A 25,149-nucleotide genomic window follows, 5' to 3' on the forward strand; every position below is an offset into this window, starting at 1 on the left:
CTCAAAATGTCAGTGCCGCGGAGTATATCACTTATCCTCTACAGCGTCAGTTTCCGGCCCCTTGATTTGCAAGTTTTTAACACGAAAAGCGCGAGGAAAACCCTGGGCCCTTACGGTATTTAATTTGCGATTGGCCTGTGCCTGAGGGAACGGTCCTAATAGTAATTTGTATAGACCCTGATTTTTCTGAGTAGTTGCATTAATTTGCCAGTTTTTGGGTAAGTCTTGCTTAACTGAGTCCACTTTATTGGCGTTGGAAGAGGCAAATAATTGAATATAAAACTCAGTCGATGCAAGAGGGGTTTTAAAATTAACCGCTTTCACCTGAACTTTTGCTGTGCCGTTATCAAGCATCTCGAGCTTATAAGCAGCGGCAAAAGAGAGATCAATAATTCGTCGTGGATGAAATGGGCCGCGGTCGTTAACGCGCACGATAACGGACTTGTTGTTTTCCAGGTTAGTAACCCGGACATAACTCGGTAAGGGTAAATGTTTATGTGCAGCCGTCATACTGTACATATCGTAGTATTCGCCATTTGAGGTCAGATGCCCATGAAACTTATTGCCATACCAGGAGGCCAGGCCCGTTTCCACAAATCCCTCGGCGCTATCCAGTACTTGATACCGTTTGCCAAATACCTGATAGTCTCTATTACCCTGATCGCTGTAAGGCTCTTGCACCGGCGTAGCGTTTTCCAGTTCGGCTGCAGTTGGCAAACGGGTCGGGGCACTATCGTAACGCTGACTATAGCGGCTGTTGGTTTGGCTGCAGCCGCTAATAATAAGTGCCGTTAGTATCGTGGCAACCGTTGAAGCTATTACTCGCATAGACTACTGACTATTATTCATCTCATGCTTGAGCTGCTGGCTCAGCTGGTATGCAACCATGGCATAGAGAGGACTGTGGTTATAGCGCGTTATTGCGTAAAAATTATCAAAACCAAGCCAGTATTCATGACCGTCCTCGGTTTCAAATTGCAGTACTTTTACCGGCATTGAACCCGGGTATTGGTTATCAATGTTAAAGCCCTTTTTGCGCAGTTCAGCAACCGTAGTATCTGGTTTCATTCCGCTACTGGCGACTTGGCTCCAGTCTTGTTGTTGATCGGGTTGGGTTGCAATCGGCGCGTCTGCCTGCCAGCGGTGTTCGGCAAAATAGTTAGCAACGCTGCCAATCGCATCAACGGGATTATCCAGAATATTACGCTGCCCATCATGATCAAAGTCAACGGCGTAATGTCGGTAGCTGGACGAGATAAACTGGCCCAGACCCATAGCGCCGGCATAAGAACCAACTTGCTCTGTAACTTGCCAGTTTTCTGCGCGTGCCAGACGTAAGTATTCACTTAATTCCGACCTGAAAAACGATGATCTGGGAGGATAGTGGAAGGCTAATGTATAGAGCGAATCAAGTACTGGGTATTTGCCTAAATAACTACCGTAAAAGGTCTCGATACCGATAATAGCAACAATGACTTCCGCTGGAACACCAAATTCATTTTCAGCGCTTGCAAGGGTGTCCTGATGTTGCTGCCAAAACTTCACCCCGCGATCTAATCGCTTTTCGGTTAAAAAGATAGGGTAGTACTGATACCAAGGTTTGGCTTCCCAAGGGCGTTGAATAGCGTCAAGAACTTGTTGATTCTTTTTAGCTTCTGCTAGCCAGTTTTTCAGAGTCTCTCGATCAAAGTCGTATTCACTAACTTGCTCGTCAATAAATTTTTCCACAGCCTTTGGGTTAACGTTCTCAACTGTTTGTGCGGCATTTGCAGATAATGTGGTGGCTAGCAAGCTCAGTGGTAGCAGTGTGTTTTTTAATAAGTTCTTAGTGCGCATGATTTTCCCTATTATTCGAATTTTGGCAGTTACAGACCATCACTAGCGGTTAATAATCAGCCTGTGGTGAGTGGCAATCGACATGAGAATGCCAAAGCCAGCTAAAATTGTAACCATCGACGTTCCACCATAACTGATCAGTGGTAAAGGTACTCCGACCACGGGCAGTAATCCAGATACCATACCAATATTTACAAAAACGTAGACAAAAAAGGTCAGGGTAAGCGCGCCACCTAATAATTTACTAAAGATATCCTGAGCTCGCAGCGAGATGATAAGGCCGCGAAGTATGACAAAACCATAGATTGCCAAAAGCACTATAACGCCGGTTAGACCAAACTCTTCACTGAATACTGAAAAGATAAAGTCAGTGTGGCGCTCGGGCAGAAACTCAAGCTGTGACTGGGTGCCTTTTAACCAGCCTTTCCCATCAACTCCGCCAGAGCCAATGGCAATTTTTGACTGAATAATATGGTAACCAGCACCCAGCGGATCTCTCTCTGGGTTTAAAAACGTTAGTACACGTTGGCGTTGATAGTCGTGCATTAAATACAGCCACAATACAGGCGTAAAAGCAGCGACGGTAGCCGCTGCAAGCATAATCAAACGCCAGCTTAGCCCGGCCAGAAAAATGACAAAAATCCCGGCGCTGGCGACTAGCAGTGATGTGCCCAGGTCAGGTTGGCGGGCAATTAGCAACGTGGGTATTAAAACAAGCCCAAGCGCCAGTGCCAGACGCCCGATAGTGGGAGGTATAGCGCGTCGGTTGATAAACCAGGCGAGCATCATTGGTACCGCGAGTTTCATCAACTCTGACGGTTGGATGGTAATTGGGCCTATATCCAACCAGCGTTGGGCACCTTTACCCATTTCACCAAAAAGCAATACAGCGACCAGCAACCCCAGGCCAATTAAATACAGTATTGGTGAAAATTTCTCATAAAATCGTGGCGGCAATTGGGCCAGCACCAGCATGCCTACAAACGCTGCGCTAACGCGAATTGCCTGTCGTACCACAACGTCCTGATTTTCTCCCGCTGCGCTGTATACCACAAACAGGCTTATTACAGTCAGTGCCAGTAAGCCCATTAACAACGGTCCGTCAATGTGTAGCTTTTTTAGCAACGGGTTTCGTTGACGTTCTTCAGTGGTCAGCACGGGCAAGCTCCTCGGGGGTTACCAGTTTATACTGTTGGTACCAAGCGTCCAGTATTTCACGAGCAGCCGGAGCCGCAACGCTACCGCCACCGCCAACCACGTTTTCCATTGCAACCGTAACCACGACTTGTGGGTCGTCGGCGGGTGCGTAGCCGACATACATGGCATTATCACGATATTTTTCGGCGATATCTTCTGCTACATATTCTTCGTCTTCGCCCAGGTTAACGACCTGCGCCGTACCGGTTTTCCCCGCTGATGAGTAGGGGGCATCTGCAAAAGCCATGCGCGCTGAGCCTCGATCACCCATGTTAACGTCTTGCATGGCGTCTTTAATGATTGTCCAGTGCTGTTCATTGTCGATAGTGACGGGCTGTTTATAGATAGGCTCAATTGGGTTTAATCGTGTCGCTTGACCGAAGCCTTTTAATAAACGAGGAGTGACGAACTGGCCTTCGTTAGCAACAATCGCGGTTGCTGCTGTGAGCTGCATCGGAGTTGCTGTCCAGTAGCTCTGGCCAATGCCTACTGAGAGTGTTTCGCCAGCGTACCAGGGGCGATTATAACGGGCTCGTTTCCAGCCACGTGACGGCATAAGAGCGGGTATTTCCTCGTGAATATCGATACCTGTTTTCTCACCAAAGCCAAATTGGGTCATAAAGCTTGATATTTTATCGACACCGAGTTTAAGCGCTAAATCGTAATAAAATACATCGCAGCTTTCAGCAATTGCGGTATTAATATTTACCCATCCGTGGCCCCAGGAAAGCCAGTCACGGTAGCGGCGGTCAACGCCTTTTATTTCAAACCAGCCTGGATCCCAAATACGACTGCTGGGGGTAATTGTGCCGTCAACTAGACCGAGTAACCCTATCTGAGGTTTTATGGTTGACGCTGGTGGGTATCCACCTTGTGTTGCGCGGTTTAGCAAGGGGCTAGAACTTGAGTTAAGCAGTGATTGGTAGCGTTTATTGGAAATACCATTTACAAACCAGTTCGGATTGTAACTGGGGGTGCTCGCCATCGCCATGATGCCGCCTGTTTTTGCATCCATTAAGACGATCGAACCACGCCTCTCGCCGAGAATCTCGGTGGCTTTTCGTTGCAGCGCAATATCAAGCTCTAAAACGACATCCTGACCTGGAGTGGGAGCTTCGGTACTTAATGTGCGAACGGCGCGTCCGCGGTTGTTAACCTCGACTCTTTGATAACCAACTTGACCGTGCAACTGAGTTTCGTAATATTTTTCGATGCCTAATTTGCCAATGGTGCGACTGGCAGCGTAGTTTGCGATCTGCTCGTCTCTTTTCAGTCGCTCAACGTCGCGGCGGTTAATTTTCGCGACATAACCGACTACGTGAGTGAGTAATTCAGCGTATGGGTAATGGCGAATTAGTCGAGCTTCGATACTAACACCGGGAAAACGATGTTGGTGCGCGGCGAATGTGGCTACTTGTTTCTGACTCAGTTCATCCAGCAACGTGACGTTATTAAACCGTCGCTGTCCTTTTAAGTTGCGTTCGAATTGTTCAAGATCGCGATCATCGATAATGAGTATTTTTTGTAGCTCAGCGATGGTTTTATCCATGTCTTGAATTTCTTCCGGACTTACATCTAAGCTATAAATTGGTATGTTTTCGGCAAGTAACACGCCATTACGGTCGTATATTAAACCGCGGTTTGGGGCGACGGGGAGTAACTTAATGCGATTATCGTTGGAACGTGTCTGCAATTCGGTATGTTCTTGTACCTGCAAATTGTAGAGGTTGCCAATGATTAATATAAATACCGAAGCAATAATGGCTATCGCCACAAACACGCGGCGGGCAAATAAGTTAGACTCACCTTCGTGATCTCGAATCGGCGTTCGGGTTCGCATTACGGCTCGGTTACTCGCTTATTCCCTGTGATAGGGGTGATTGTTGTTTAAGCTCCAGGCCCGGTATAGGCTCTCGGCTACGATGATCCGGACGAACGGGTGAGGGAGCGTTAATGGTGATAGCGACCAGCGCTGTTCGGCTGCGTTCAAGCATGCCGCCGATAACCCCTCAGGTCCGCCAATAAGTAACGATACATCGCGACCGTCCATTTGCCAACCCTGAAGCTGCTGAGCGAGCTGAGGAGTAGTCCAGGGCTTTCCGGTTACTTCTAAAGTGACCACACGGTTGCCCTTCGGCACTGCGTTTAACAGCGCCTCGCCTTCAAGCTCAGTTAACCGTTTAAGGTCTGCTTTTTTACCACGCTTTAGGGGAGCTACCTCATGCAAAACCAGTTTACACTCATTGGCAAATCGCTTTTGATACTCGTTAAAACCCTCTGTTACCCACGTTGGCATTTTGTTGCCAACGGCGAGTAATTGAATCTGCACTTACTGGCTCCAAAGCTTTTCAAGTTGGTAAAAATCGCGGATTGATTCCTGCATAACATGCAGCACCACGTCGCCTAAATCAACCAATACCCACTCTGACTGTTCACCGCCTTCAATACCTATTGGCGGAATCCCAGCGTGTTTAGCCTCGGTAGCAACGTGTTCGGCGATACTTCTTACGTGGGTTTTTGAATTTCCGGAACAGATAACCATAAAGTCGGCAACATCTGTCTTACCCTGCACATCCAATACTTGCACATCACGTGCTTTCATGTCGTCGGCTTTATCTATAATAAATTCTCGCAATTGTTCAGCTTGCAAACTCGCTTTCTCCCATACTGTTAAAAACGGTCGTGAAATTGACGCGTTATGCGCCATAGTTTAGCAGAAAATATAGTCTCAGTGGGAGTCAAACTTTAGCAAGTATCGGCGTAAAGTTGTTGCTGCTGGATATAATTGAGTACGGATTCAGGAACCGGCACCTCGGTGCACCCTGCGGCTAGTTGTTGTCTAACCTGAGTGGCCGAAACATTGACTAACGGCGTATCCGCGATATAAATCAACCCGTGCTGATGGCGGCGCAAGGCAGCTGCTGTATCTGTTTTATGTTGGGCAATATAACTCCGCAGTGAATCGGAGGCCTGATCCAATGTATAGCCGGGGCGAGGCATGACTAATAAGTGTGAGTGGTCCAGCAGCTGTTGCCATTGATGCCAGCTGTCTAAAGAGACTAGCGAGTCCATTCCCATTACAAACAGCAAGGTATCTGCAGGGTACTGTTGGCGGAAGTGCTTTAATGTGTTGACCGTGTAAGAGGGCTGATCGGAATTCAATTCGAAGCCCTCAGCAACCAGATCTGCATGGGGTTGGCAGGCCAGTTGTACCATTTTCATTCGCTGCTCACCGGTTGCTCCAGGTTGCTCACGATGCGGTGGCACCGCATTAGGCATTAAATGGAGCGTGCCAATTTTCAACTCCTCGATGAGAGCCTTGGCTGCTTTTAGGTGACCATTATGAATGGGATCAAAGGTGCCACCGAATAATGCTCTAATCATGACGCCATTAACGCTAGCTGTTGGGTTATTGCCGGCACGTGAGGACCGACACAAATTAAGCTGAGACAATGCAAGAACAATACTTCGGGGTGTTCACCGGATTCGTCTTTTAATGCTAGTTCAAGCCGTTGCAGCAGTGCGCGTGCTTGTTCCAACGCGGTTCCGGAAAGTTGTTGAGCTCGTTGCGAGTATTGACGTTGCTGCGAACTCCAAATCATCTGCTGACGAAAAATAGAGTTGGTCTCTAATTGCATTCGTTGGGCTATTTGTAACTGAGATAATGTCTGAACCTCTCGTTGGAATACCCACAACAGTTGATGCAGATCGACGTCCTCTTCAAATAAGCGATGCAATCGGTGAGCGGCTTGGCTAAAGTCATTTTGCAATAAGCTTTCCTGCAGCGAGAAAGCATCGAAATGACTGACGTCTTGCATGTATTGGCGCACGTCAGTAAGCGTCATTGTCGTATTGCCAGCCGCAGTGTCATTGCTTAGCAACGCCCATTTTTGTAGTTCTTGATCCATCGCTGCAAGACTTCCTTCGAACCAGGTAGCAAGCAGCTCAACGGCATCGGTTTCCAACGACAGGCCGTAGCTTTGTGCTCGTTGGTGAATAAATCCGGGGAGTCTGGCGCGGTCGGGGGTTGGGGTTCGCACTAACCAGCCGTGTTGGCTAAGGGCTTTGAACCAACGACTATTTTGCTGCTCTTTCTTTAGCCGATTACCAATAACGACCAGTAACTGGTCCTGAGGGAGATTATTGCAATAGGCGGCAAGAGCTTCAGAACCCTCGCGCCCGGGTTTATTATCCGGCAGTTCCAATTCGACTAAGGTAAAGCAACTGAATAAGTTCATTGACTGGCCGGAAGAGGTCAACTGTTGCCAGTCGAAATCATTATCCTGAATCCAGTGCTGGCGCTCCATTTGTTGCTCGCCAAATTGCTGCTTTAAATGCTGACGTAAACTCAGCAGAGTGTCCTGGCGAAGCAATGGTTCCTCACCAAAAATCAGCAGCACAGGCGGCAACGGCTGCTGCTTTAAAGTTTTAGTGAGTTGCTCAGGGTATAAATTTGGCATCACGCTAATCGGAAAACTTAGTAATAATTTGCCTTACTATGCGCCGTGCTGCGTCGTCGCGCATTTCAGCCACAAGTATTTCCCGCTCCCGAGTTTTTGCCAATGCAAAGTTAGGATCGTCCTGGTAGTCGCGAGCAACTTCAACGCTGTCCTGATAGACGGTCTGGTTGTCCTGAATTATTCGATAATTGACCCGGTAGAGCAGCTCATACTCGGCCACCTGGCCGCTTTCGAACAACGACAAAGTGCGTCGCTCCAATTTGTCCGAAAGCACCTGCAGCTGGGCTACCTGCTGCTTATTGGCTGGCTCGTTCAGGTTAACTCCTGCAGTCAACAGTCGTTGTTTTAGACTGTTCTCAAGCTCTTGCGAGTTTACCGACTTTAGTTGCATGTGTTGCAACGTTTGCGGCAGCTGATAATTGTCTCGCAACTGGAATCCACAGCCGGTTAGCCCAATTGCTACAATTAAACTAACCACTAACACGCGGATGGCACCTAAGGACATGGTTAACTCACCACGATATTGAAGATTTTGCCAGGCACATAAATCTTCTTCCGAATGGTTTTGTCACTGGTGTACTTCTGCACGGCTTCGTCGTTGAGCGCTTGCTCTTCAACCTGTTCGGCATTGGCGTCAGCAGCAACGGTCAATTTAGCGCGAACTTTACCATTTACCTGAACCACGATCAGCTTCTCGTCTTCAATCAACGCACTGTCGTCAACTTCTGGCCAGTCAGCAAAAGCCAGCTCTTGCTGATGTCCCAGTTGCTGCCATAGTTGCTCGCAGATGTGGGGAGTAATCGGCGCTAACATTTTTATCATAGCATCGATAGACTCACCTATAACCTGACGATCGGCGGCGCTTTCCATCGGTGCTTTTTGCAGATGGTTTAACAACTCCATAATTGCCGCAATGGCGGTATTAAAGTGCTGTCGCCGACCCATATCATCAGACACTTTGGCGATGGTTTTATGCAGTTCCCGGCGAATTTCCTTATGTGACTTACTCAGTTCCTGAGAATCGGCATAGCCGCCGGCTTCAATAAAGTCGTAAGTAAGCTTCCAGACGCGGCGCAAGAAGCGTTGTGCGCCCTCAACACCCGAGTCTGACCATTCCAATGTCATTTCAGGCGGAGCAGCAAACATCATAAACAAGCGTACCGTATCAGCGCCATAACGCTCGACCATAGTTTGTGGGTCGATGCCGTTATTTTTTGATTTGGACATTTTACTCATTCCGGCAATCTGTACCGGTTGTCCGTCTTGTTTATGATTAGCTGCAACCACAGCGCCTTTATCGTCGCGTTGTAAGTCAACATCCAACGGAGAAATCCACTGTTTACCGCCGTTTTCAGTATCCCGATAATAGCTGTCTGCTAATACCATGCCCTGACAAAGCAACCGTTTAAATGGTTCATCCGATTCGACAAGGCCTGTATCACGCAGTAATTTATGAAAAAAGCGTGCGTACAATAGGTGCAAAATGGCATGTTCGATACCACCGATATACTGATCAACGGGTAGCCAGTAATTAGCTTTTTCAGGATCCAGCATAGCATCGTCGGTTTGCGCACTGCAGTAGCGCGCATAGTACCAGGAAGATTCCATAAAGGTATCAAAGGTATCGGTTTCGTGTTCAGCCGGTTGTCCTTGGTAAGTTGTTTTGCGCCATTCCGGATCGGCTTTGATAGGGGAGGTGACTCCATCCATAACAACGTCTTCGGGTAGCTGCACCGGTAACTGGTCCGCGGGAACCGGTGCTGATTCGCCATTTTCCAGATTAAGCATTGGGATAGGGGTTCCCCAGTAGCGCTGGCGTGATACTCCCCAGTCGCGTAACCGGTAATTAACGGTTTTTTCACCAATTCCGCGAGACCGAAGAACTTCAGCAATTTGATCAAAAGCTTGCTGAGAAGTCATGCCATTATACTGCCCGGAGTTAATGACTTTACCTTTTTCAGTGATGGCACCCTGCTGCAGGTCACCTTCGCCGTTAAATGGCTCAATCACCTGAATAATCGGTAGTTTATATTTACTAGCAAACTCCCAGTCGCGCTGATCATGCCCGGGTACTGACATAACCGCACCAGAACCGTAATCCATTAACACAAAGTTGGCCACCCAGATAGGAATCGGCTCGCCGGTAAGCGGATGAATCGCTTTAAGGCCGGTATCGATGCCTAATTTTTCCATGGTGGCTATATCAGCCTCAGCAACCTTGCTGTTTTTGCACTGCTCAATAAATTCGGCTAATTCTGGATTATTTTTCGCGGCTTGTCTGGCTAGCGGGTGTTGTGCCGCAAGCCCCATATAGGTAACACCATACAGAGTATCAGGACGAGTGGTGTAGACGCTAAGTTTATCTTTATGATCAGCAACTTCAAATTCGATTTGCACTCCTTCGGAGCGACCAATCCAGTTGCGTTGCATGGCCTTAACTTGCTCTGGCCAGCCGTCCAGTTGGTCCAGATCGTCCAGCAATTCATCGGCGTATTCAGTAATTTTGATGAACCACTGTGGAATTTCTTTTTGTTCGACTTTAGCGCCACTACGCCAGCCACGTCCATCAATCACTTGCTCATTGGCTAATACAGTCTGGTCGACTGGATCCCAGTTAACCGTGGCATTCTTTTTATAAACCAGACCTTTTTCGTAAAGCTTAGTGAAGAACCATTGCTCCCAGCGATAATAGTCTGGGGAGCAAGTGGCTATCTCACGCGTCCAGTCGTAACCAAAGCCAAGGCTTTTCAGCTGCTCGCGCATGTAATCAATATTTTGATAAGTCCATTTTGCCGGGGCCGTCTTATTTTGTATCGCCGCATTTTCGGCCGGCAAACCAAACGCGTCCCAACCCATTGGCTGTAAGACGTTTTTACCCTGCATGCGCTGGTGGCGGGAAACAACATCGCCTAAGGTATAGTTGCGTACATGACCCATATGCAACTTACCGCTTGGATAAGGGAACATCGACAGGCAGTAGAATTTCTCTTTACCTGGCTGCTCCGTTACCTCAAAGGTCTTTTGTTCTTCCCAGCGTTGCTGAATAGCTTGTTCAATCGCAGAGGGATTGTATTGTTCTTGCATAATATCTGTTACATCCGGTTCGCAGAAGTGGACTGTTAGGGCGAATTAACTAATGGCATACCACATAACCAACATCACGATGATGCCGGTTAAAGCAAAGAAGACGTTCTCAAAGCGCTGACGCTGAATAACTTCTTTGTCTTCGGCACCGCTGGGGATGAAAAACATAAGTAAATTAGTGAGACCCAAGCCACCTGCAGCGACTAAGACAGCAAATAATAAAGCATCTAAGATGTTTTCCATGGCGTATATTCCTGTAAAAGTAAAAACCGCTGTTATTGTACTGATTTTTCGCGTGCCTGACCACGCTTGTTAAAGGCATTGCGTAACAATGGTAACAAACCGAGTACAGCAATAAATAACGCTAACCATTGGCCTGCCCGGGCAAATAAGGTTTGGCCGCTAACCAGCGGTACCTGAGTAGATACTGTCGTTGTTTCAAACTGCGGAGCCTGAGCGATTATTTCACCCCATTCGTTGGTGACTGCGGACACGCCATTATTGGTTGCGCGTAACAGCGGGCGACCCATTTCTATGGCCCGCATTTGGGCTATTTGCATGTGTTGCCAGGGGCCGTGAGAATCGCCGAACCAAGTGTCGTTACTAACGGTCAGCAAAAAGTCAGTATGCTCTTGCGTATTGCTGCGCACTTGCTCGCTAAAGGCTATTTCGTAGCAGATTGCAGTATTCAATTGATGTCCGTTTGCGACTAAGTTGGACTGTTCGTAATCACCTCGGCTAAACGACGACATAGGTAGGTTAAACAGCGGAGCTAAAGGCCGTAGCAGACTCTCAAACGGAACAAATTCACCAATAGGCAGTAATTGATGCTTTTGATAGCGGTTACTGTGGCCGTATTCGTAAGAATTGTTAAGTTGCTGCTCCGATGATTGTTGGCCGAGCACGATAACACTGTTGAAAAAAGCATCGTTTTCTTGATCGTAATCAATAATGCCCGTGACCAGTGCCGCACCATTGACTCGAGCGGCTTGATCAATATTGTATAAAATATCGTCTGCGTAGGGTTCAAGGGCGGTAATTGCTGACTCTGGCCAAATGATAATGTCGTGTTGATACTGAGGTCGGGTTAAATCAAGGTAACGTAGTATATTTGGCCACTGTTGATCGGCCTGCCATTTTAGTGATTGCTGCACGTTGCCTTGCACTAACAATACTGAAACCGATGAACCGGAGCGTTGTATTGGTTGTAGACCAGGAGCAAGCCAAGCGCTGATAATTACCACGACCAGCAACAGAGCATTGACTGGACGGCGATAACGTAAGCCGGTGACGATCGCCAACGCGACAAACCAGAGCACGACAGTAATACCATATTGACCGATTGATGAGCCTAAGCCACCCAGTAATGCATCGGTCTGTGTGTACCCCAGTCCCAGCCAGGGGAAGCCGGTAAAAAGCCAGCCGCGAAGCCATTCGCTGGCCAACCATATGAGTGGCAGACTATAAGTCCACAGAGTTGAGCGCAGACATAACTTGCGCCAAACGGAAAAAGCAATAGCGGGATACAAAGATAAGTAGGCGATAAGCAGTGCCAGTACCAAGATATTAGCGACTTCGGGCATGCCACCATACTTTTCAATACTGACGTATATCCAGCTAAGGCCGGCGCCAAACCATCCGAAACCAAACGCAAAACCGCTTTTAAAGGCTTGCCGGGGAGATAGCCGCCAGAGTATTACCAATACGAGCGGTAACACCCAGAATGGGATAATAGATAGCGAAAAAGGCGCGTAAGCAAAACAGAGCGTAGCGCCTAGTAGGATGAGCAGTAGATACCGTAGCCAGGCATTTTTCTGCACCTTATCGCTAAGCGCGGCGATCACTCAGATGGATCCTGCGAGGCTTTACTGGGTTCAGGCAGTGACACCTGCACCTGTTGAATACGTCGTTTGTCAGCGCTGGTAACCCGAAATACGAAACCGCCCAAGGTTATTTCTTCACCAGGTTGCGGCAAGTGACCAAATCCATGAGCCACTAGTCCACCGACTGTGTCGTGCTCTTCATCGCTGAATTGGGTAGCGAAATGGTCATTGAAATCTTCGATGGTTGTCAGCGCTTTGATGGAGTATCGACTCGCACTAAGGCGTTTAATATTGGTTTTCTCATCGTCGTTATTGTCGGTTTCATCTTCAATTTCACCGACAATTTCTTCTAAAATATCTTCGATGGTGACCAGCCCGGATACGCCGCCATATTCATCGACCACAATGGCCATATGATAACGGTTTGAACGGAAGTCTTTTAACAAAACATCGACTCGCTTACTCTCCGGGACAATGACCGCAGGGCGCATGACTTTCGCTAACGAGAACTCATCGTCGGTAAAATTGAAACCATAGCTTAATAGGTCTTTTGCCAGCAGGATTCCTTCGACGTGATCCTTATTGTCGGTCACGACAGGATAGCGACTGTGCTGGGACTCTATGACAATAGGTAAAAAATCATCGACAACTTGATTAATATCAATGGTTACCATTTGCGAGCGGGGAATCATGATGTCGCGAACTTTTAGTTCGGCAACGTCGAGTACGCCCTCAATCATTTCCTTGGTATCATTATCTATCAGGTCACGTTCCTCTGCGTCCTGAATTAAATCGACAAGTTCTTCTCTGCTTTTCGGCTCTCCAGCGAAGACTTGTAGCAGTCGCGCTGCCCAGGACTTTTGCGAAGAGCCGTTGGCTGAGTGGGGGTTGTCGTCGCTCATTAAGCGTTATGCTCCGTGTTAGTGAATACTTGGTATGGGTCGGCGATATTCAGTTTGGCTAATATTTGCCGTTCAAGCTGCTCCATTGCCTCAGCTTCATCGTCTTGTATATGATCATACCCTAGTAAGTGAAGCGTACCGTGGATCACCATATGCGTCCAGTGGTCAATAACGGCTTTGTGCTGTTGTTTGGCTTCTTCCTCGACGACCTCTGCACAGATGACTAAGTCGCCGAGCAGAGGCAGCGGTAATTCTACCGGGGCCTCAAAAGGAAAGGATAGGACATTGGTCGGATAATCGCGATCTCGGTAGTCACTGTTAAGCTGTTGACCTTCTTCTTTGCTGACCACGCGCACGGTAACTTCAGCATCGTCTTGCTCAGGACGTGCCAGTGCTAATGCAGCTGTTATCCAACGGTGAATTTGGTCAGCGTCAGGCAAACGGCTGTCAGGGTCGGGGATGGTAACCTGATAATCGACTTCAATCGCCATGTTTCTGCTGACTGTCAAAGTCTTCATAGGCTTGCACGATACGCTGTACAACAGGATGTCGAACCACATCTCCCGCCTGGAAGAAGGTAAAGCTAATGTCGTCTACCTTACTTAATACCTCTATGGCGTGGCGCAAACCGGAACGTTGTCCGCGTGGCAAGTCAATTTGGGTAATATCGCCGGTGATGACTGCGCGCGAGTTAAAGCCGATACGGGTTAGGAACATTTTCATTTGTTCCATCGTGGTGTTTTGGCTTTCGTCGAGAATGATAAACGCGTCATTCAGCGTTCGTCCACGCATATAAGCAAGTGGTGCTACTTCAATCACGTTGCGCTCAATTAACTTTTCAACTTTTTCAAAGCCAAGCATTTCGAACAGAGCATCGTATAATGGACGTAAATACGGATCGACTTTTTGCGCTAGGTCGCCCGGCAAAAAGCCTAGCTTTTCACCGGCTTCCACCGCGGGACGGGTTAATAGAATACGGCGAACTTCCTGGCGCTCCAGAGCATCTACGGCACAAGCGACGGCTAAGTAGGTCTTACCGGTACCTGCCGGACCGATACCAAAGTTCACGTCGTGCGCTAAAATCGCTCTAACGTAACCTGCTTGACTGTGATTGCGAGGCTTTATCAAACCGCGTTTGGTTTTGATGTGGGTCATCTTTTCTGCCGCAGGATCAGAGTCATCCTGTTCCAGCACTTTTGCCTGCTGGATTGCCAAATGCACTTGTTGTGGCTCGATAGTACCCTGGTCGCCTCTGACGGTCGCAGTCTCTACGTATAGATCGCGAAGGATGTTCTGCACCGCAGCGACGGTATGATTTGGACCGATAAGGCGGAAATGATGACCACGGTGGGTAATTTCGACGCCCAACCGACGTTCTATGTGCTTAAGGTTCTCGTCGAACGGGCCGCATAAATCGGAAAGCCGACGCAAGTCGGTCGGCTCTAGTGTAAATTCAATATCTGCTGTACGTTGGTTCAATCCAATCCTCGTTTTTTAAGACGCTTTCGGTGTTACCCGGGCGACACCCAGGTCGTCAGGTTCGTTATTCCGACCGCGCTGTAAAATAGTTTCTGGTGAAGTGTCGACACGCAGTCCCATATCTTTTTCTTCGCGCAGTAATTCGCCACGCAATGAGTTGGGCAATACGTCTGTAATTTTCACATCGACGAACTGACCAATCATATGGGGTTGCCCGACAAAGTTTACAACCCTGTTGTTCTCAGTGCGTCCGGAAAGCTCCATCGGGTTCTTCTTTGACGGTCCAGTGACTAAAATTCTCTGTTCACTATCCAGCATACGGCGGGCATGTGCCATAGATTGCTGATTTAACCGTTGCTGCAGTAACTGCAGGCGCTGCTTTTTAGTCGCTTCGCTAATATCATCCGCTAAGTCAGCCGCTGGTGTACCAGGGCGTGCGCTGTAAATAAAGCTAAAGCTCATATCAAAGTCGACAGCCTGGATGAGATCCATAGTGGCTTCGAAGTCAGCGTCGGTTTCGTCCGGAAAACCGATAATAAAATCAGACGACATAGCGATATCGGGACGTGCTCTTTTCAGAGCGCGGATCTTTGACTTATATTCTATCGCCGTGTGACCGCGTTTCATCATGGTCAAGATACGATCGGAACCACTCTGTACGGGTAGATGCAGGTGACTGACCAGTTCCGGAATGGTTTTATAAGCTTCAATGATATCGTCAGTAAACTCGACCGGATGCGATGTGGTATAGCGAATACGGTCAATACCATCGATAGCGGCTACCAGATGCAATAATTCAGAAAAGCGACATACTGAGCCATCAAAACTCTCGCCGCGAAAAGCATTAACGTTCTGGCCCAATAGGTTTACTTCACGAACGCCTTGTTCTGCGAGCTGAGCGATTTCATAAATGACATCATCGACCGGGCGACTGACTTCTTCGCCTCGGGTATAGGGAACCACACAGAACGAGCAGTATTTAGAGCAGCCTTCCATAATTGAAACAAAGGCGGTTGCGCCATCTGCTTTTGGCTCTGGTAAGCGGTCAAACTTTTCCACCTCAGGAAATGAAATATCAATCATTGGTTGGTGATTATCACCGACTTGTTTGATCATTTCGGGCAGGCGGTGCAATGTCTGTGGCCCAAACACCAGGTCTACAAATGGCGCACGGGCACGAATTGCATCACCTTCCTGAGAAGCGACGCAGCCGCCAACACCAATCAACAGATCGGGATTGGTTTGTTTTAAATTTTTCCAGCGGCCCAACTGGTGAAAGACTTTTTCCTGAGCTTTTTCACGAATTGAACAGGTATTAAGCAGGATCAAGTCTGCTTGCTCTGCCTCGTCGGTGAGTTCATAGCCGTGGGTGGAGTTTAGTAGATCCGCCATTTTGGCCGAATCATACTCGTTCATCTGGCAACCCCAGGTTTTTACGTAAAGTTTCTTACTCATGGTCTCTCAACACTTGCTGACGCTTTGGTACGAAAAGGGCGCGTATTTTACCGCGTATAAGGGGTAAAAGCCAACAGCCGATTGGTTAACTTTTGCGCCGTGTCCGAATTGCAAAATAACCGGCAATAATGATGACTAATGTGCCCCATAGCATGTGCCAGTATACGGCTTCGTCAAAGAACCAATAGCCAAGGACCGCCGCGAAAATAACCGAGCTGTAGGTAAATACCCCTATTTTTGCGGCTGGCGCTATGGAAAAGGCTTTGGTCATTGCCAGTTGGCCGTAAACCGCAAGTAGCCCCATAAGGCCTAAACCAAGCCAGTTTTCCGCCGGAATAGACTGCCATAACCAAATAAGCGGAATGGCGGAGGCAATAGTGGCAAAGCCAGAAAAGTAAAATACTATTTTACTAGTAGACTCAGTGGCCGACATTTTTCGAATCACGGTTTTAGTAAACGCTGCAAGTGCTGCGGCAATAAAGGCAACACCCACCACCGGCGATATGGAACTGCCGAGTGGATCAAGAAAAATGAATACGCCGATAAAGCCGAGCAGAATAGCCAGCCAGGTTTGTCGTGAGACATAGTCTTTTAACCAAAGCCAACCTATCACTGGAATTAAGAACGGCGACAGCAGCAACACCAGAGTTGCCTGTGCTAAGGGTATCGTTGAGATAGCGTAGAAAAATAGGTACATGGCTGTGATACCAGCGATGCCACGCACCAAATGCAGTTTCCAACGACTCGTTTTTAACGCTCCGGGGCCTTTTCGCCAAAGCCAGGGAAGTAACACTAAAAAAGCGAAAACGTTACGGAAAAACACCAACTGTTCAAAATTTTGGGTCGCAGATAGGTGCTTCACTAACGCACTGACCCCGGCAAACGATGCTTCCGCAGAGAGCAACAGCAATGAAGCAAGGATGACCGCTTTATTGGATGTTTCGACCGCAGTTGGGGCCGGTGTTTGCTCAACCATTAAAAACATCGTCCTGAACCGTGAATGAGTGCTTATGATACCGGAAATCTGCTCATAAATGTGGTATTTATAGTAGTTATACAATGACGATAAAGAATTTGAATTAGGTGGTAGATGAAACATTATGTCATTAACGGTGGCGGCATGGTCGGTGCGTCGGCTGCGTTGGCTCTTGCAACTCACGGCGAACGAGTCACCCTAATTGATGCGCAGCCTGAGGCACAGACATCTGATGAATGGGATTTACGCATTTCATCGGTTAATGACAACCACTGGCAGTGGCTGTTGTCGTTAGGTATTGGTGATGATCTCAATCACAAACAGCTGCCTTACCAACGCCTGTCGGTGACAACGATAGCGGGTACCCAACTGAGTTTTACCGCTGCCGACGCTGGCGCCGAGCAGCTTGGCGTGATGGTTGAGAATAACAACCTGCAAGCGGCATTGTGGAAGTGTTGCCAGCGGCACGCCGCTATTGAGTTTAAAGCTCCGGCACAGGTTACGGACTTTGATTTGCCAAACCAACGACTGACCTTGGACGATGGTGAGCAACTTAATTACGACGTATTGATTGGTGCTGACGGGGCTAATTCGGCAGTTGCCCGTGCGGCGGCTATCGGTTACCGCGGCTGGGACTACGGGCAACGTTGTTTACTGGCTAATGTTACCTTAGAGCAGCCATTTGAGGCTGAAACCTGGGAAGTATTCCGTCCCAAGGGTCCTTATGCATTGTTACCGTTAACTTCAAACACTGCCTGTTTAATTGACTACCGGTCGGCTGCCGAAATTAATTCAATAAGTAGTGACGCAGACACGTTAATCTCCGAACTTACCAAGACGTTCGGAGATACGATTGGTGACTTTCAACTGCAGCGCTATGCCAGTTTTCCGTTACAGCGCAAGCACGCGCTCGAATATCATAAAGGTCATTCGCTGATCTTGATGGGTGATGCCGCTCATACCATTCATCCGTTAGCGGGGCAGGGTGTTAACCTGGGCTTTGCGGATGTACGAAGCTGGTTAGACTGTGGTCAGGATGTAAAGCGCTATCAACAGCAGCGGCAACAACAAAATGCACGGATGATGAGAGCGATGGATCTGGTCAATGTCAGCTTTCGGAGTTCGTCAAAACCAATTAACTGGCTGTTGCGAGGTGGTTTTTCAATTATTGAGCGAACGGCACTGAAATCATTGCTGTTAGGGTCGGCAATGCAGCGCTGATACAGATAGTTAGGGGTACTTACGAGTGCTGTGGTGCGGAGGGAGGGACTTGAACCCTCACGTCCTTTCGGACACTAGCACCTGAAGCTAGCGCGTCTACCAATTCCGCCACCACCGCAAATAAGGAAGTGTGGCTGGGGCACCAGGGATCGAACCTGGGAATCGCGGGATCAAAACCCGCTGCCTTACCGCTTGGCTATGCCCCATCCAACTTTGGACAGACTCACGAACCAACAAGATACAAGTATCTAAGGTTAAATAACTAATGGCTGGGGCACCAGGGATCGAACCTGGGAATCGCGGGATCAAAACCCGCTGCCTTACCGCTTGGCTATGCCCCAATTGATTAGCTATTCAAGAGAGATTGGTGCGGACGGAGAGACTTGAACTCTCACGCCGTGAGGCACTGGAACCTAAATCCAGCGTGTCTACCAATTCCACCACGTCCGCACAATGATTACTCTTCGAAAAGTTGGTGGCTACGGCGAGATTCGAACTTGCGACCCCAGCATTATGAGTGCTGTGCTCTAACCAGCTGAGCTACGTAGCCATCTTTTCTTTACTTAAAGTTTTCTGTGCATCTCTCTGTGAGTGCGGCGCGTATTATGCAAATCGCTCCGCTTACCGTCAACCTCTTTTTGCGAAAAAAACAAGGTTTTCGCATCAACTGCTCAAAAAACCATAAAAACGATGAATTATCCACCGTTAACTGGCCGAAAAAGGGCTACCAAGGTAATTCATCGCCTTTGCTGTGATAAAAATGCCCGGTTGTTTTCAGCGTTAACTCCTCGATTCGTTGAATTAAACGCTGCGCTGCTTCTTCTGCGGTAATATCACCACGATTTCCAACCATGTCGGTTTGTACGTAGCCTGGGTGTAATAGCACTACCGCAATACCCTGATCTTTTAAGTCAAGCGCTAGCGACTTACCCGCTGCGTTGAGAGCGGCTTTCGACATCCGGTAGCCGTAGCGGCTGCCCGAGCCATTGTCAGCGATTGAACCCATGCGACTGGTAATTAAGGCAACTTTACTGCCTTCTGTTAAGTTATCCAGTAGTACTTCGGTGACTCGCAGCGGCGCAATGGCATTAACCTCATATTGCGCGCGCAGACTGCCGCCATCGATGTCGCCCAGCTCGTCGTTGTGAAGCAACCCGGCATTATTGATTAAGATATCGATATCTTTATCACCAATGGTTTCTTGCATACGCAACAGATCAGACGCCTTAGTCACGTCAATGCCTTCGATAATATCAACGTCGAGCTCGGTTAATTGCTTTGAATTGTTGCGGCATACGGCACTGACTTTATATCCAGCCTCGCTGTACTGCCGTGCAAATTCGAAGCCTATGCCCCGATTGGCGCCGGTAATCACCACGTGCTTCATGTTAGTCTCCTTGATTAATTCCACCTTCGGTAAGCTTTTTCGGGTCCAGCAAACGTTCTAACTTATCGCGGCCCAAGTCGGTCATTTCGTCAGCTACATCAATAATAGCCCGACCATCTTTATAGGCCTGTTTAGCGATTTCGGCAGCCTTGCTATATCCAATAACAGGGTTAAGTGCGGTAACCAAAATTGGATTTTTAGCCAACGCCTCGTCTAATCGTTGTTGATTAACTTCAAAATCTTTAATTGCCTTGTCCGCCAGTGAATGACAGCTATTCCCCAGAATATCGATCGACTGGAGCAGGTTATAGGCAATAACCGGCAGCATTACGTTAAGCTGAAAATTACCTTGTTGTGCCGCGGTAGTAATGGTGGTGTGATTGCCGTTAACTTGTGCGGCGACCATAGCGACAGCTTCTGGAATGACCGGATTCACTTTACCCGGCATGATACTACTGCCCGGTTGCAGGGCTGTTAGTTGTATTTCACCTAACCCGGCAAGCGGGCCGCTGTTCATCCAACGCAAGTCATTACTTATTTTAAGTAAGGTGGTCGCGAGCGTATTTAACTGACTGTGTAGTTGTAAATTGACTTCTTGTCCGGCAATGCCGGTAAACGGGTTTGCTGATGCTTTGAAGTGACTGCCAGTTAGCTCTGATAAAGCCTTAGCAAATTCTCCGGCAAACGGTTTAGGGGCATTAATTCCTGTTCCTATCGCAGTACCACCTTGCGGCAACACGCGGCTGTGCTCCAGTAGTTGCGGTAATTGCTCTGCAGTTTGATCAAGTTGTCCAGCCCATGCGTCCAGCTCCTGTGCTAAGGTCATCGGCATAGCATCCATCAAGTGGGTGCGGCCGGTTTTAACCACATCGCGCAAATCGATTGCTTTAGTTCTAATCACATCAATTAAGTGCTTAAGCGCCGGTTGCAGGTTTGATTCAACCGCAAGTACACTTGCCACCTGAATTGCAGTCGGTATAACGTCATTACTAGATTGGCTTTGATTAACGTCATCATTAGGATGAACGTCAACGCCTTGTTGTTGGCATAAGTTGGCAATAACTTCGTTAACGTTCATGTTTGAGCTGGTACCTGACCCCGTTTGAAATATATCAACCGGGAAGTGCTCATTGTGTTGCCCGTCGATAATTTGTTGGGCTGCCGCGCGAATGGCTTTTGCCTTTTTACTATCGAGATTGCCAACTTGTTGATTGGCAGACGCGGCAGCTGCCTTGATGCGGGCGATGGCTTTTATCATTGTTGCTGGCATCGTCAGCCCACTAATTGAAAAATTATCGACCGCGCGCTGGGTCTGGGCGGCGTATAAAGCATCTCCGGGGACTTTTACTTCGCCCATACTGTCTTGTTCAGTGCGATATTCCTGACTCATAAACTGAACCTCCTGCTGGTTAATCTCGTTACCTAGGTTATGTATAACACATTACGATTTGATAACGCCTAAGATCACTCAGTTGGTGCTTGCGGTTTTGTTGATAATCGGTAATCTAGACTTAAAAAAGGAGCTGACGTTGATCATTAAACTGAAGTCGGTACTGGTCATTTTTTTACTGCTGTTGCCGCAGCTTAGCTGGGCTAACAAACTACAGCTTGAAATTGTCGATAAACGTGGCGACCGCTTAGCCAATGCCGCTGTTATTGTTGACGATCGGTATCTGGCAAATAGCGTAGATAAAACACCGCAAGTCGTAACGATAGATCAGGTTGATCGCCAGTTTGTGCCTTTCTTAACCACTTTAAGAGTGGGCAGTGAAGCGGTTTTCCCCAACAGTGATAACATTCGGCACCACGTATACTCTTTTTCAGAACCTAAACCATTTGAGCTAAAATTGTATTCTGACAAAGAGCGACCGAGTGTGTTTTTTAATAAGCCTGGTGTGGTGACTCTGGGCTGTAATATTCACGATCAGATGATCGCTCATTTATTAGTGACCGATGGTCAAACAGCAACTGCCAGTAACGACCAGGGGCAACTACTGTTAGAACTTTCGGATAGTGTCCCGCCGCAATTCTCTATCACTGTCTGGCACCCTTTGCAGGGCGAGAATTTATCGGTAGCGAAACAAGTTGAGATCGATCTTAGTCAGCAGCAAACCGTAAAAGTAGCGCTAGACGTTATGCCCGAAAAGGCAGACGACGAGCCTAAGTCTCGTCTCGAACAACGCTTTAACCGTACGGGTAACTTATGATCCGAAGCTTTCGCACGCGATTGCTGGTTATCCTATTATTGCTCGTCGCTGGCGCATTAAGTGTATCGCTTAGTGCCGTAGGAGTAGCTGTTCAGCAGCAGGTAGAGCGGTCGGTAGAACAAGAATTAAGTGTTAGTGACAGGGTTTTTCGCGAGCTACTGGCGAGTCGCAGTCAATTATTGTTGCAAGCGGCTCAAGTGTTGACTGACGATTTTGGTTTTAAGCGTGCTGTCGCAACCGGTGACCGAGAAACTATAGTCTCTGCATTGGTTAATCATGGCGAGCGTATAGATACTGAATTAATGGTGCTGCGGAGTCCGGAAGGGAACGAAATCGCAGCAACTCACCCATTACCGCAAAATATTATCGAAACCACACAAGCTTCGACTGAGCAACAGTTAGCGGTGGTCGAAGGTGAGCTTTTTCAGCTAATTACGGTGCCAGTTAATGCGCCGCAGTTAATTGCCCGGGCCACCTTGGGGTTCCGTGTCGATTCCGCGTTGGCTCAGGAATTACAGAGTCTCGCCAATGCTGATATCAGTTTATGGTTAGAGGATACCAAGCAAGTGCTCGCCTCTAGTCTTAACAGTGCTCAGAAAACCAGCTTACAACAGCACCTAAAGTCGTCTGAAGTTGCGCTTAACGGTTGGTTGCAGCAACAAAACTTTGTCGGTCAGGAAGCGTTACTGGAAACCGCTGAAGAGCAAAAAGTGCATGTGTTGTTGTCAGCATCGCTGGCGGCTGCAATGGCTGATTTCGATCAACTTCGCACACAAATGGTGTTTATCGCGTTGGCGGCATTAATTATTGCGGCACTTATTGCATTGTGGGTCGCGCGTAGCGTATCGCAGCCTCTATACCGCTTAACTGAAGCTGCCAGACAATTACAGCGTGGTGATTATAGTAAGCTGGAATTGCAACAACGAGGCGATGAATTCGGTCAGCTAGTCACCACCTTTGATTCGATGCGTGACGCGATTGCCGAACGCGAACAGCGAATATCCTTCCAGGCAACTCATGATCAGTTAACCGGACTACCGAACCGACGTTTTTTTGCAAAAAAAATGTCAGATGAATTAAAAAGGGACGGTGTATGGACGCTGCTACTGGTTAATATCTATCAGTTCAGGGTACTAAATGACACTTTAGGGCAGGTCATTGGTGACCAGGTGTTGAAGCAAATTGGAAGCCGCTTACTGACTCTTTCTGAAGGCAGTCAGGTAGCACGGGTAGGCGGCGATGAGTTCGCTATTGTGTTGGATAAGTGCATTGAAGGCCCTGAAGATAGCTTGATCGATGAGTTGGAAGCTTGTCTGGCGCCGCCGGTAAAAGTCGGTGAGAGTGACTATCCGGTGAGCTTTAATTGCGGCGCTGTTTGTTATCCCAATGATGGACAAGAATTTGATACGCTGTTAAGGCGAGTTCAGGTGAGTGTGCAACAGGCAAAACGCGAGCAAAAATTTATTTATTTTTATAGCGCAGGCCTTGATGAACAACATTTGCGCAAACTTACTATCTTGGAATTGTTACAGACCGCTGTTGAAAAAGACGAGCTAACGGTCTTATTACAACCCAAAATTGATTGTGCCACAGGCCGAATCCAAGGTGCAGAAGCGTTACTTCGTTGGCACAATCAGCAGCTGGGCTTTGTCGGTCCCGATGAATTTATACCATTGGCAGAGCAGTCCGGCCTGATCAAAAGTTTAACTCGTTGGGTGTGTGAGCAAAGCGTTAAAGTGTTAGAACAATTGCAGCCATTACCGAAGGATTTTACGTTAAGTGTTAACTTATCGGCAGTGGATTTGTTAAGTAACGAAGTGATTAGTTTGATTGAAGAACTGGAACAGCAATATCCGCAGCTTAGCCAACATTTGGTACTGGAAGTAACTGAAAGTGTTCTGGTAGAAGATCCTGAAACCGCGATAGAACGATTGAACTGGTTCAGAAATCGTGGCTATGGCGTTTCGATTGATGATTATGGAACCGGTTATTCGTCGTTAGCGCAAATGCGACAGTTACCGGTAACGGAACTTAAAATAGATCGTGCGTTTGTACAGTTATTAGCCACCAGCCCGGTGGATCAATCGATTGTTCGTTCAACCATTCAACTGGCCCACGAACTAAGCTTGAGCGTGGTAGCGGAAGGGGTTGAAGATGAACAAAGCTGGAATTGGCTGAAACAGCAACATTGCGATGTATTGCAAGGCTTTTACTTCAGCAAGCCAATACCGTTTGAACAATTTAATCAGAAACTGCAAGGAGAGTCTGATGCTTAAACGAGGCTTACAATATGCCTTAGTGGCCAGCTTGTTATTGCCGGCTGTAGCGGCCGCACAGGGCTCTAAATTACTGGCTACCGGCGGAGCCTCAACCATTGAAGGCGCCGGCGGTGGTGGTATTGTTCCGTGGGCAACGCTTAGTAGCTATGCCGATACTGGAGAGTGGGGGGCGACCGTTAACTTAACTGAAGTTCAGGTTGATGATTTTCGCTTGAGTGTGCAGGGGGCCAGTCTTTCCTGGAATAACAGACTGGAAGTTTCTTATGCTAAGCAGATCTTCGATTTATCGACCATAGGCGGTGAATTAGAGCAGAATATTTGGGGTGTTAAAGCGCGCCTATTCGGCGATCTGATTTATGGTGAGTTGCCGCAAATCAGTGTTGGCTTGCAGCATAAAAATAATCAGACGTTCGCACTGCCGTCGGCGGTTGGCGCCACCGACGATAATGGTACAGACTGGTATATTAGTGCCGCTAAAGCCTGGCTCAATGGGCCTTTTCATCGCACTTGGGTAGCTAACCTTACGGCCCGAAGAACAAGAGCTAATCAATTAGGGCTGCTGGGTTTTGGTGGCGATAAAAGCGATTCTGCAGAATGGCTTGCTGAGGCGTCTGTGGCGGCTTTCATTAATCGTTACTGGGCGGTAGGTGTTGAGTATCGGCAAAAGCCCGACAATTTAAATTTTGCGGTTGAGCAAGACTGGCGTGACCTGTTTGTGGGCTACTTTCCATCTAAACGGTTATCAGTAGTGGGTGCTTATACTGATTTGGGATCGATTGCCGGACTCGATGACCAGCACGGCTGGTATTTGTCGTTGCAGGCCTCATTTTAAAGGGAGAACGT

The 25,149-nt window shown here is 48.0% G+C and carries 23 protein-coding genes and 5 tRNA genes; 4 read left to right on the plus strand and 24 right to left on the minus strand.

Going from position 1 to position 25,149, the window contains the following annotated elements; genetic code table 11:
- Positions 1–27: 27 nt before the first annotated feature.
- From CWI81_RS01590 to CWI81_RS01670, 17 genes are all read right to left on the minus strand, one after another.
- Positions 28–828 (minus strand): septal ring lytic transglycosylase RlpA family protein, encoded by an 801-nt coding sequence (locus CWI81_RS01590; RefSeq protein WP_126783489.1) that lies wholly within the window; start codon positions 826–828, stop codon positions 28–30.
- A gap of 3 nt (positions 829–831) precedes the next feature.
- Positions 832–1,836: a lytic murein transglycosylase B gene (mltB, locus tag CWI81_RS01595; RefSeq protein ID WP_126783490.1), complete on the minus strand. Its 1,005-nt coding sequence runs from the start codon at positions 1,834–1,836 to the stop codon at positions 832–834.
- Positions 1,837–1,878: 42 nt separating this feature from the next.
- Positions 1,879–2,994 carry a rod shape-determining protein RodA gene (gene rodA, locus CWI81_RS01600; RefSeq protein ID WP_126783491.1) on the minus strand — a complete coding sequence of 372 codons (1,116 nt, stop codon included), beginning with the start codon at positions 2,992–2,994 and terminating at the stop codon, positions 1,879–1,881.
- On the minus strand, positions 2,981–4,873 hold the full coding sequence (mrdA, locus tag CWI81_RS01605) for a penicillin-binding protein 2 (protein ID WP_126783492.1): 1,893 nt from the start codon (positions 4,871–4,873) through the stop codon (positions 2,981–2,983). Before mrdA ends, rodA begins: the two co-directional genes overlap by 14 nt.
- Positions 4,874–4,891: 18 nt before the next feature.
- A complete protein-coding gene (rlmH, locus tag CWI81_RS01610; RefSeq protein WP_126783493.1) occupies positions 4,892–5,362 on the minus strand; it encodes a 23S rRNA (pseudouridine(1915)-N(3))-methyltransferase RlmH in 471 nt (156 codons plus the stop codon).
- Positions 5,363–5,683 carry a ribosome silencing factor gene (gene rsfS / locus CWI81_RS01615; RefSeq protein ID WP_126783494.1) on the minus strand — a complete coding sequence of 107 codons (321 nt, stop codon included), beginning with the start codon at positions 5,681–5,683 and terminating at the stop codon, positions 5,363–5,365.
- 95 nt (positions 5,684–5,778) lie between these two features.
- On the minus strand, positions 5,779–6,417 hold the full coding sequence (gene nadD, locus CWI81_RS01620; RefSeq protein ID WP_126783495.1) for a nicotinate-nucleotide adenylyltransferase: 639 nt from the start codon (positions 6,415–6,417) through the stop codon (positions 5,779–5,781).
- On the minus strand, positions 6,414–7,493 hold the full coding sequence (holA, locus tag CWI81_RS01625) for a DNA polymerase III subunit delta (RefSeq protein ID WP_126783496.1): 1,080 nt from the start codon (positions 7,491–7,493) through the stop codon (positions 6,414–6,416). Before holA ends, nadD begins: the two co-directional genes overlap by 4 nt.
- Before the next feature lie 4 nt (positions 7,494–7,497).
- Complete coding sequence (locus CWI81_RS01630; RefSeq protein WP_198678632.1) at positions 7,498–7,998, minus strand: LPS-assembly lipoprotein LptE; 501 nt, start codon at positions 7,996–7,998, stop codon at positions 7,498–7,500.
- A gap of 2 nt (positions 7,999–8,000) precedes the next feature.
- On the minus strand, positions 8,001–10,577 hold the full coding sequence (gene leuS / locus CWI81_RS01635; RefSeq protein WP_126783497.1) for a leucine--tRNA ligase: 2,577 nt from the start codon (positions 10,575–10,577) through the stop codon (positions 8,001–8,003).
- A gap of 45 nt (positions 10,578–10,622) precedes the next feature.
- On the minus strand, positions 10,623–10,820 hold the full coding sequence (locus CWI81_RS01640) for a hypothetical protein (RefSeq protein WP_126783498.1): 198 nt from the start codon (positions 10,818–10,820) through the stop codon (positions 10,623–10,625).
- A gap of 32 nt (positions 10,821–10,852) precedes the next feature.
- Positions 10,853–12,421 (minus strand): apolipoprotein N-acyltransferase, encoded by a 1,569-nt coding sequence (lnt, locus tag CWI81_RS01645; RefSeq protein ID WP_198678633.1) that lies wholly within the window; start codon positions 12,419–12,421, stop codon positions 10,853–10,855.
- The gene (gene corC / locus CWI81_RS01650; RefSeq protein WP_126783499.1) at positions 12,418–13,302 is read right to left on the minus strand and encodes a CNNM family magnesium/cobalt transport protein CorC; all 885 of its coding nucleotides are present in this window, start codon (positions 13,300–13,302) and stop codon (positions 12,418–12,420) included. Before corC ends, lnt begins: the two co-directional genes overlap by 4 nt.
- Positions 13,302–13,793, minus strand: coding sequence for an rRNA maturation RNase YbeY (gene ybeY / locus CWI81_RS01655; RefSeq protein WP_126783500.1), 492 nt, complete (start codon positions 13,791–13,793; stop codon positions 13,302–13,304). The genes corC and ybeY overlap by 1 nt, the downstream gene beginning before the upstream one ends.
- A complete protein-coding gene (locus tag CWI81_RS01660; protein WP_126783501.1) occupies positions 13,783–14,781 on the minus strand; it encodes a PhoH family protein in 999 nt (332 codons plus the stop codon). The genes ybeY and CWI81_RS01660 overlap by 11 nt, the downstream gene beginning before the upstream one ends.
- A 15-nt stretch (positions 14,782–14,796) precedes the next feature.
- On the minus strand, positions 14,797–16,236 hold the full coding sequence (miaB, locus tag CWI81_RS01665) for a tRNA (N6-isopentenyl adenosine(37)-C2)-methylthiotransferase MiaB (RefSeq protein ID WP_126783502.1): 1,440 nt from the start codon (positions 16,234–16,236) through the stop codon (positions 14,797–14,799).
- A gap of 85 nt (positions 16,237–16,321) precedes the next feature.
- Positions 16,322–17,212 carry a DMT family transporter gene (locus tag CWI81_RS01670; RefSeq protein WP_126783503.1) on the minus strand — a complete coding sequence of 297 codons (891 nt, stop codon included), beginning with the start codon at positions 17,210–17,212 and terminating at the stop codon, positions 16,322–16,324.
- Between the two features lie 114 nt (positions 17,213–17,326).
- Here CWI81_RS01670 and CWI81_RS01675 point away from each other — a divergent pair, with 114 nt between their 5' ends.
- Positions 17,327–18,433 carry an FAD-dependent oxidoreductase gene (locus CWI81_RS01675; protein ID WP_126783504.1) on the plus strand — a complete coding sequence of 369 codons (1,107 nt, stop codon included), beginning with the start codon at positions 17,327–17,329 and terminating at the stop codon, positions 18,431–18,433.
- A gap of 31 nt (positions 18,434–18,464) precedes the next feature.
- Here the strand turns inward: CWI81_RS01675 and CWI81_RS01680 are convergent.
- The 7 genes from CWI81_RS01680 to CWI81_RS01710 form a co-directional block, all read right to left on the minus strand.
- Positions 18,465–18,551: transfer RNA gene (locus CWI81_RS01680), tRNA-Leu, on the minus strand.
- A 13-nt stretch (positions 18,552–18,564) separates the two neighbouring features.
- Positions 18,565–18,639 (minus strand) — tRNA-Gln (locus CWI81_RS01685).
- A gap of 60 nt (positions 18,640–18,699) precedes the next feature.
- A tRNA-Gln gene (locus CWI81_RS01690) sits at positions 18,700–18,774 on the minus strand.
- Positions 18,775–18,798: 24 nt separating this feature from the next.
- Positions 18,799–18,883, minus strand: a tRNA-Leu gene (locus CWI81_RS01695).
- A 23-nt stretch (positions 18,884–18,906) separates the two neighbouring features.
- Positions 18,907–18,983: transfer RNA gene (locus tag CWI81_RS01700), tRNA-Met, on the minus strand.
- A gap of 174 nt (positions 18,984–19,157) precedes the next feature.
- Positions 19,158–19,820: an SDR family oxidoreductase gene (locus CWI81_RS01705; RefSeq protein ID WP_126783505.1), complete on the minus strand. Its 663-nt coding sequence runs from the start codon at positions 19,818–19,820 to the stop codon at positions 19,158–19,160.
- Position 19,821: 1 nt separating this feature from the next.
- Entirely contained in the window at positions 19,822–21,210 is a 1,389-nt protein-coding gene (locus CWI81_RS01710; protein ID WP_126783506.1) for a class II fumarate hydratase, read from the minus strand.
- 139 nt (positions 21,211–21,349) lie between these two features.
- Between CWI81_RS01710 and CWI81_RS01715 the strand changes: the two genes are divergently transcribed.
- The 3 genes from CWI81_RS01715 to CWI81_RS01725 are packed head-to-tail and all read left to right on the plus strand — an operon-like array spanning position 21,350 to position 25,138.
- Positions 21,350–22,027, plus strand: coding sequence for a cupredoxin domain-containing protein (locus tag CWI81_RS01715; RefSeq protein WP_241970314.1), 678 nt, complete (start codon positions 21,350–21,352; stop codon positions 22,025–22,027).
- Positions 22,024–24,303 (plus strand): putative bifunctional diguanylate cyclase/phosphodiesterase, encoded by a 2,280-nt coding sequence (locus CWI81_RS01720; RefSeq protein WP_126783507.1) that lies wholly within the window; start codon positions 22,024–22,026, stop codon positions 24,301–24,303. The genes CWI81_RS01715 and CWI81_RS01720 overlap by 4 nt, the downstream gene beginning before the upstream one ends.
- Entirely contained in the window at positions 24,296–25,138 is an 843-nt protein-coding gene (locus CWI81_RS01725; RefSeq protein WP_126783508.1) for a DUF3034 family protein, read from the plus strand. The genes CWI81_RS01720 and CWI81_RS01725 overlap by 8 nt, the downstream gene beginning before the upstream one ends.
- Positions 25,139–25,149 lie beyond the last annotated feature (11 nt).

Origin of the sequence: Idiomarina seosinensis, from assembly GCF_003987275.1 — a bacterium.
In the GTDB taxonomy this organism is placed as follows: domain Bacteria; phylum Pseudomonadota; class Gammaproteobacteria; order Enterobacterales; family Alteromonadaceae; genus Idiomarina; species Idiomarina seosinensis.

Bases quoted from the DNA above. Each gene is read 5' to 3' on its own strand.
- CWI81_RS01710 (WP_126783506.1), bottom strand. From the start codon at position 21,210: ATGAGTCAGGAATATCGCACTGAACAAGACAGTATGGGCGAAGTAAAA.
- holA (WP_126783496.1), bottom strand. From the start codon at position 7,493: ATGCCAAATTTATACCCTGAGCAACTCACTAAAACTTTAAAGCAGCAG.
- CWI81_RS01670 (WP_126783503.1), bottom strand. From the start codon at position 17,212: ATGGTTGAGCAAACACCGGCCCCAACTGCGGTCGAAACATCCAATAAA.
- mltB (WP_126783490.1), bottom strand. From the start codon at position 1,836: ATGCGCACTAAGAACTTATTAAAAAACACACTGCTACCACTGAGCTTG.
- leuS (WP_126783497.1), bottom strand. From the start codon at position 10,577: ATGCAAGAACAATACAATCCCTCTGCGATTGAACAAGCTATTCAGCAA.
- CWI81_RS01590 (WP_126783489.1), bottom strand. From the start codon at position 828: ATGCGAGTAATAGCTTCAACGGTTGCCACGATACTAACGGCACTTATT.
- corC (WP_126783499.1), bottom strand. From the start codon at position 13,302: ATGAGCGACGACAACCCCCACTCAGCCAACGGCTCTTCGCAAAAGTCC.
- CWI81_RS01630 (WP_198678632.1), bottom strand. From the start codon at position 7,998: ATGTCCTTAGGTGCCATCCGCGTGTTAGTGGTTAGTTTAATTGTAGCA.
- CWI81_RS01705 (WP_126783505.1), bottom strand. From the start codon at position 19,820: ATGAAGCACGTGGTGATTACCGGCGCCAATCGGGGCATAGGCTTCGAA.
- CWI81_RS01725 (WP_126783508.1), top strand. From the start codon at position 24,296: ATGCTTAAACGAGGCTTACAATATGCCTTAGTGGCCAGCTTGTTATTG.
- nadD (WP_126783495.1), bottom strand. From the start codon at position 6,417: ATGATTAGAGCATTATTCGGTGGCACCTTTGATCCCATTCATAATGGT.
- ybeY (WP_126783500.1), bottom strand. From the start codon at position 13,793: ATGGCGATTGAAGTCGATTATCAGGTTACCATCCCCGACCCTGACAGC.
- CWI81_RS01720 (WP_126783507.1), top strand. From the start codon at position 22,024: ATGATCCGAAGCTTTCGCACGCGATTGCTGGTTATCCTATTATTGCTC.
- miaB (WP_126783502.1), bottom strand. From the start codon at position 16,236: ATGAGTAAGAAACTTTACGTAAAAACCTGGGGTTGCCAGATGAACGAG.
- CWI81_RS01675 (WP_126783504.1), top strand. From the start codon at position 17,327: ATGAAACATTATGTCATTAACGGTGGCGGCATGGTCGGTGCGTCGGCT.
- CWI81_RS01640 (WP_126783498.1), bottom strand. From the start codon at position 10,820: ATGGAAAACATCTTAGATGCTTTATTATTTGCTGTCTTAGTCGCTGCA.
- mrdA (WP_126783492.1), bottom strand. From the start codon at position 4,873: ATGCGAACCCGAACGCCGATTCGAGATCACGAAGGTGAGTCTAACTTA.